This is a genomic window from Waddliaceae bacterium (assembly GCA_018694295.1).
Classification (GTDB): domain Bacteria; phylum Chlamydiota; class Chlamydiia; order Chlamydiales; family JABHNK01; genus JABHNK01.
The window spans coordinates 1-5309 of the sequence record JABHNK010000023.1 but is presented as its reverse complement, the minus strand read 5'-3'; the positions used below and the strand labels follow the sequence as shown (position 1 = coordinate 5309).

Below are 5309 nucleotides of genomic sequence, written 5' to 3'. Positions count from 1 at the left end.
CTACAGCTTCTTTAAGATGTTCGTCATCACAGCGGAAGAACGGATTAGTTTTCTTCTCGAGTGCCAAGATTGCAGGGACGGTACCCCTTCCTTCGGCGTTGCGCTTTTCTACATCGTCGAGGCGTGCTTTCACTTCTACATTATCGGGTTCTATAGAAATGGCGAAGCGCATATTCTGTGCGGTATATTCGTGTCCACAATATATAAGTGTGTCGTCAGGAAGATCTACGACTTTCTGCATAGAAGAAAACATCTGCCGTGCTGTCCCTTCGAAGATACGTCCACAGCTTCCTGTAAAGAGGAAATCCCCTGAAAACAAGCACCCTTTTTCTTCGAGGTAATATGCCACGTCGGAGGTGGTATGCCCAGGGACTTCAAAAACCTGAAAGATGCAAGGCCCAAAGACAAGCTCCTCGCCTTCGTAGACTGTACGGTCAAGGCATGGAATCCTTTCGTCTTCTGGACCAATTACTGTAGCCTCTGTTGTTTTTTTCAGCTTCTCAATGCCGTCGACATGGTCATGATGATGGTGTGTGACAAGGATATAGTGCAGCTCAAACCCCTCTTCCTTGATATATTTCAAGACAACATCGGCGTCGCCAGGGTCGACGACACACGTCTGCCCCTCCCAACGAACAACGTGTATATAATTGTCTGTTAAAGCAGGAAGAGAAATAACATCCATATATAACCCATGATTGCGACCTATCTTTCCTTTAGCGCCATAGAGTTTGGTAAGATGGCTCAGTGAACGACAAGCGAATATTTGTAACTATTCGCGAGGAGTAAAATGAGCCAGATTGCCTGACACTATGGATGCTATAGGAAACAGGGTCTTTTTCCTTTTTAAAAGCTCCAACAAGGCTTTTTAACTACGTAAAGATAAGCATCTTAAACCTTTGTTATTCCTTGTTGTTTTTATTTATCCGTTTGCTATTATTTGGCTTCACCATATCTCTTTTTGCAGCAACACATCTACTTTGCTTCTATCCTCGCGAATGTTTTAACATTCGCTCGTCTTTCATCTTCGTATCTGTACCACTGCAAAAATTCTATGGTAAAGGATAGGTCGCAATCACGGGTTTAAACCTCATAAAAAAGACATTAGCCTTTTTTTTGCATATTGGTATAAACCTAAGCCTCCATCCTCACTATAGATTTTTTTTTGTCAACGAAAACTACACAAGTATGGTATTTTATAAATATGAAAGTCAAAAAGATATATAATGCTGTGCTGCGTATAGTTTATGGGTTTGTGTATGTCATAGCGCAGAAAGCACAATGGAAAGGACGTCTTCTTGCTATGCCGGTAGGCGTGGTGATGATAGTGACGCTACCATTAGCGAAGCTAGGGATCTTCGTCGAAGATATCGTCTTGATAATCAACGGTATATTTTTCCCGTCGCAAAGAAAAGCGGCGCCTTCGTTAAAAGTCGCCGCTCTCGATCTATGTAGTCTGATAATATCTCCGGTGGTGGCGATTTTCGTGGGCATCGCTATGATGATGACGCTTTTGAACAACCCTTTAAAAGCTAGCGATACTTTTCTTATGACCTGTCAAAAGAAATAATATCAATCCCTGATTGGTATAACGTTATCGACAATGTATCCCTTGATATGTCCCACGACGTTCGAATTCACGTATAATTGCTTGGCTGACGATAGGTCCTTTTTTATCTTTCATCCACTGTGGTGCTACTATGTGTCTGGGGTGTCCATTTCCCGAGATTCTGTGTATTATGCATTCTTTATGGAGGTGTTCTATAAAGTCAGCGATGATAGTTATATGTTCGTCGTATGACAATGGCGTCCATTTTCCTGTGTTGTACATCGTTTCTAATGGTGTCTTCTCCATGGCGACGAGGCAATGGATTTTTACGCCATTTACCTGTAATGCTGCCAGTTTTTTTGCTGTAGCGAGGATATCTTCTCGGGATTCTCCTGGGAGGCCTATTATTACGTGTATACAATGATCGATGTCATATTGTTTTGTAAGCTCTAGGGCTTTAAGGAAGTCTTCGTGTGTTTCTCCGCGGTTGATACGTGCAAGGGTTTTATCGTGTATCGTCTGCATGCCATATTCGATGCTGACGTATGGTATTTGTTTTTTATAGCTAGCGAGGAGTTGTAGTTTTTCTTCGTCTATGGTGTCGGGTCTTGTCGACACTGATAATCCGATAATATCTTCGTGGGCGGAGAGTGCCTGGTCGTAACGATCTTTTAGTATGTCGCATGTCGCGTATGTATTTGTATAAGACTGTAAGTATGCTATAAACTTATGACCTTGTCCTCTTGACTGCCTTGCAATGATATTACGTCGCAATTGGTCTCCGATGGTATCGCCACACTGTCGTGTCCGTGACGACGCTCCTGTTTCATCGCAGAACGCGCATCCTCCTGTTCCTTTTGTGCCGTCTCTGTTTGGGCATGAGAACCCGCCATCTACAGCGACTTTGTATACTGGAAATCCGAAGATCTCTTTTATGTATGTGCTATATTTACGATAAGGTTCCAAAAAATTGTGTTGTTTGTTTATTATGTTAAGCATATCAGCATACCAAAAAACCAGATAAAAGTAATTAGCTATATGCCTTGGCCAAAAAAGACTATTTTAGATGTTTTCGCTGACGACGGCTTCCGTTTTCTCCGGGGTTCTTTGCATGGTTTAGAGCGAGAGTGTTTACGTGTCGATTATGGTGGCAATCTTTCTCTGAAGCCCCATCCTGCTATTTTTGGCTCTCCGCTGTGCCATCCTTATATCAGCACTGATTTCTCTGAGGCGCAGCTAGAGCTTATAACACCACCATTTCGTAGTGAGCGTCGCGCCTTATCATTTTTGCATGATATCGAGCGTTATGTCGCTAATAATCTCGATGACGAGCATCTTTGGCCTTCTAGCGCCCCGGGCTTGTTACCTTCTGATGATGATATCCCTATAGCGCGTTATGGTGTGTCGCGTCTCGGCGAAAAAAAGGAGGTATATCGTCGAGGTCTTGGGTATCGCTATGGCCGTAAGATGCAGACATTATCGGGAATACACTATAACTTCTCTTTCTCCGACGATTTCTGGGGTTTTCTCCATACTTCTTATGGTAAAGGTCTAGACAGAACGGGATTTATTTCGGCGTCGTACCTTGCCCTTATACGCAACTTTCTCCGTGAAGGGTGGCTTTCGACATATCTTTTCGGCGCTACTCCTGCTACAGACGCCTCTTTCTTCGATACCACGCCTTCGTCATTGCAGCGCCTTGGCGGCACTTATTATGGAGAGCATGCCACATCGCTACGTATGAGCAGATATGGGTACTACAGCAAGGTGCAGGCACAGAAAGCGATATCCTTCGACGACCTTAGCGGATATCTTCGCGACATTAACGATGCACTTACTACCTCGCACCAAGACTTCAAAGACATCGGTCTATACGATGAAAGCGGTCGTCGGCAACTCAACGATTATATTTTACAGAGCGAGGCCGAGCATTATTCTCGCATACGCCCTAAACCTCATCTTACTGGTGGCGAAAGCGCATCAGAAGCACTAAAAAATCGTGGAATAGCATACGTCGAAGTCAGAAACCCCGACATCTCGCCTTTCGTCGCCGAAGGCATCGACATCGAGCACCTACGTTTCCTTCATATCTTTATGGTATACTGCCTTTTCAAGGAAAGCCCTCCTATATCATGTTGCGAGCAAAAAACCATCGTCAGCAACCAAGACAACGTTGCAGTTCGTGGCCGTGACATTACCCTTAGATTACACCGAGGCAAAGATACCCTCTCCGTAGAAAAATGGGGCTGTGATATCCTTGACGACATGGAAGCCATCGCTGCTTTGATGGACAAAAATTACAGCGACGGACGCTATTGTAAGGTAATAAAAAAACAGAAAGCAAAGATCCTCAACCCTTCTTTGACGCCATCGGCGCGTATACTAGAAGAAATAAAAGATAGTGGTAGCTTCACCGATACCGCTCTTTCGTATGCAGAACGTCATATGGAAGACCTTAAAGAAAAACCGCTACTGCCACGGCTATCACTAAAGCTTTCGAAGCTAGCACAAAAGTCATTACAAAAGAAAAAGGAGCTAGAGATGCACGACGACCTTATCCTAAAAGGTTATGAAGACCTAGAAGTTTCGACACAGGCACTGATCCGCGAGGCGCTGAAACGTGGCATCACCGTCGAGGTCATCGACAGAAAAGACAGCTTCATAAAACTTACCAAAGGCGACACAATAGAATACGTCAAGCAGGCGACGAAGACCTCTAAAGACTCGCTTATGTCATACCTCCTCATGGAAAGTAAGGCCATGACGAAACACGTCCTCGAAGAAAATGGTATCAACACCCCCGCCGGCGCAGTATATCACTCCCCCAAAGATGCTATCGAAGACTATGATCGTTTTTCTTCCATAAAAGTCGCTATAAAGCCAAACTTCACAAACTACGGCATAGGGATATCATTCTGCTCCCATAACGACCCCAAGCTCTATGAAAAAGCTGTGCTCCTTGCCTTCAAACACAGTGACGAAATCCTCGTAGAAGAGTTCATCGAAGGCGATGAATACCGCTTCCTCGTCATTGACGGTAACGTCTCTGCAATATGCAAGCGTATCCCCGCAAACGTCGTCGGCGACGGCATACATACCATAAAACAGCTGATACGCACGAAAAACAAAGACAAAATATACCCGATACGCACCGAAAAAACATTCCTAGCAAAACAAGACCTCACCGTCGACGACATCCCCAAAAAAGGCTCCCAAACATTCCTCCGCAGCAACAGTAACGTCTCCACTGGCGGCGACTCCATCGACACCACCGACGACATCCCTATACACTACAAAGATATCGCCATCACAGCAGCACATTCCGTCGATGCCACCTTCTGCGGCGTTGATATGATAATAGCCAACCCCTCACAACCGCCCTCCAAAAACAACCACTCCATAATAGAACTAAACTTCAACCCCGCTCTCCTAATACACCGATACCCCACCTTCGGCAAAAAACAATACGTCGAAAAAGATGTCCTCAATACTTTAGGATTCTGAATGATTAGATGAACTGTTATTTCCATCATTTGACAAGAAATTCTTTGATGTTGTCTATATTAAAATCCTTCGCTAAACTTGCTGTTTGTGTATATTGAATTGGAACATTGTGACTATGACCGTCTCTTTTAATGCTAACATCTTAGCGCTGCGTCGTGCTGTCGAAGAACAGGAGGATGAAAGCTTTTCCGAAAAGCTTTACGCCACACCTTGGCACTCTCTTGTCAGGAAAGACAGTATTGGCGGCCGCATATGG

5 protein-coding genes are annotated in these 5309 nt (G+C 44.4%); 3 read left to right on the top strand and 2 right to left on the bottom strand.

Going from position 1 to position 5309, the window contains the following annotated elements; translation table 11 throughout:
- The coding region (gene gloB, locus HN980_02855) for a hydroxyacylglutathione hydrolase (protein ID MBT6928418.1) at window positions 1-685 on the bottom strand (685 nt) is incomplete at its 3' end.
- A gap of 519 nt (window positions 686-1204) precedes the next feature.
- On the opposite strand from gloB, the gene HN980_02850 reads away from it, so the two are divergent.
- On the top strand, window positions 1205-1570 hold the full coding sequence (locus HN980_02850) for a hypothetical protein (protein ID MBT6928417.1): 366 nt from the start codon (window positions 1205-1207) through the stop codon (window positions 1568-1570).
- Between the two features lie 24 nt (window positions 1571-1594).
- Here the strand turns inward: HN980_02850 and HN980_02845 are convergent, their stop codons facing one another.
- On the bottom strand, window positions 1595-2548 hold the full coding sequence (locus HN980_02845; protein ID MBT6928416.1) for a TIGR01212 family radical SAM protein: 954 nt from the start codon (window positions 2546-2548) through the stop codon (window positions 1595-1597).
- A 39-nt stretch (window positions 2549-2587) separates the two neighbouring features.
- Between HN980_02845 and gshA the strand changes: the two genes are divergently transcribed.
- Both gshA and HN980_02835 read left to right on the top strand, forming a co-directional pair.
- Complete coding sequence (gshA, locus tag HN980_02840) at window positions 2588-5053, top strand: glutamate--cysteine ligase (GenBank protein MBT6928415.1); 2466 nt, start codon at window positions 2588-2590, stop codon at window positions 5051-5053.
- Between the two features lie 115 nt (window positions 5054-5168).
- Window positions 5169-5309: hypothetical protein (locus HN980_02835; protein MBT6928414.1), on the top strand; the 141-nt coding region annotated here is incomplete at its 3' end.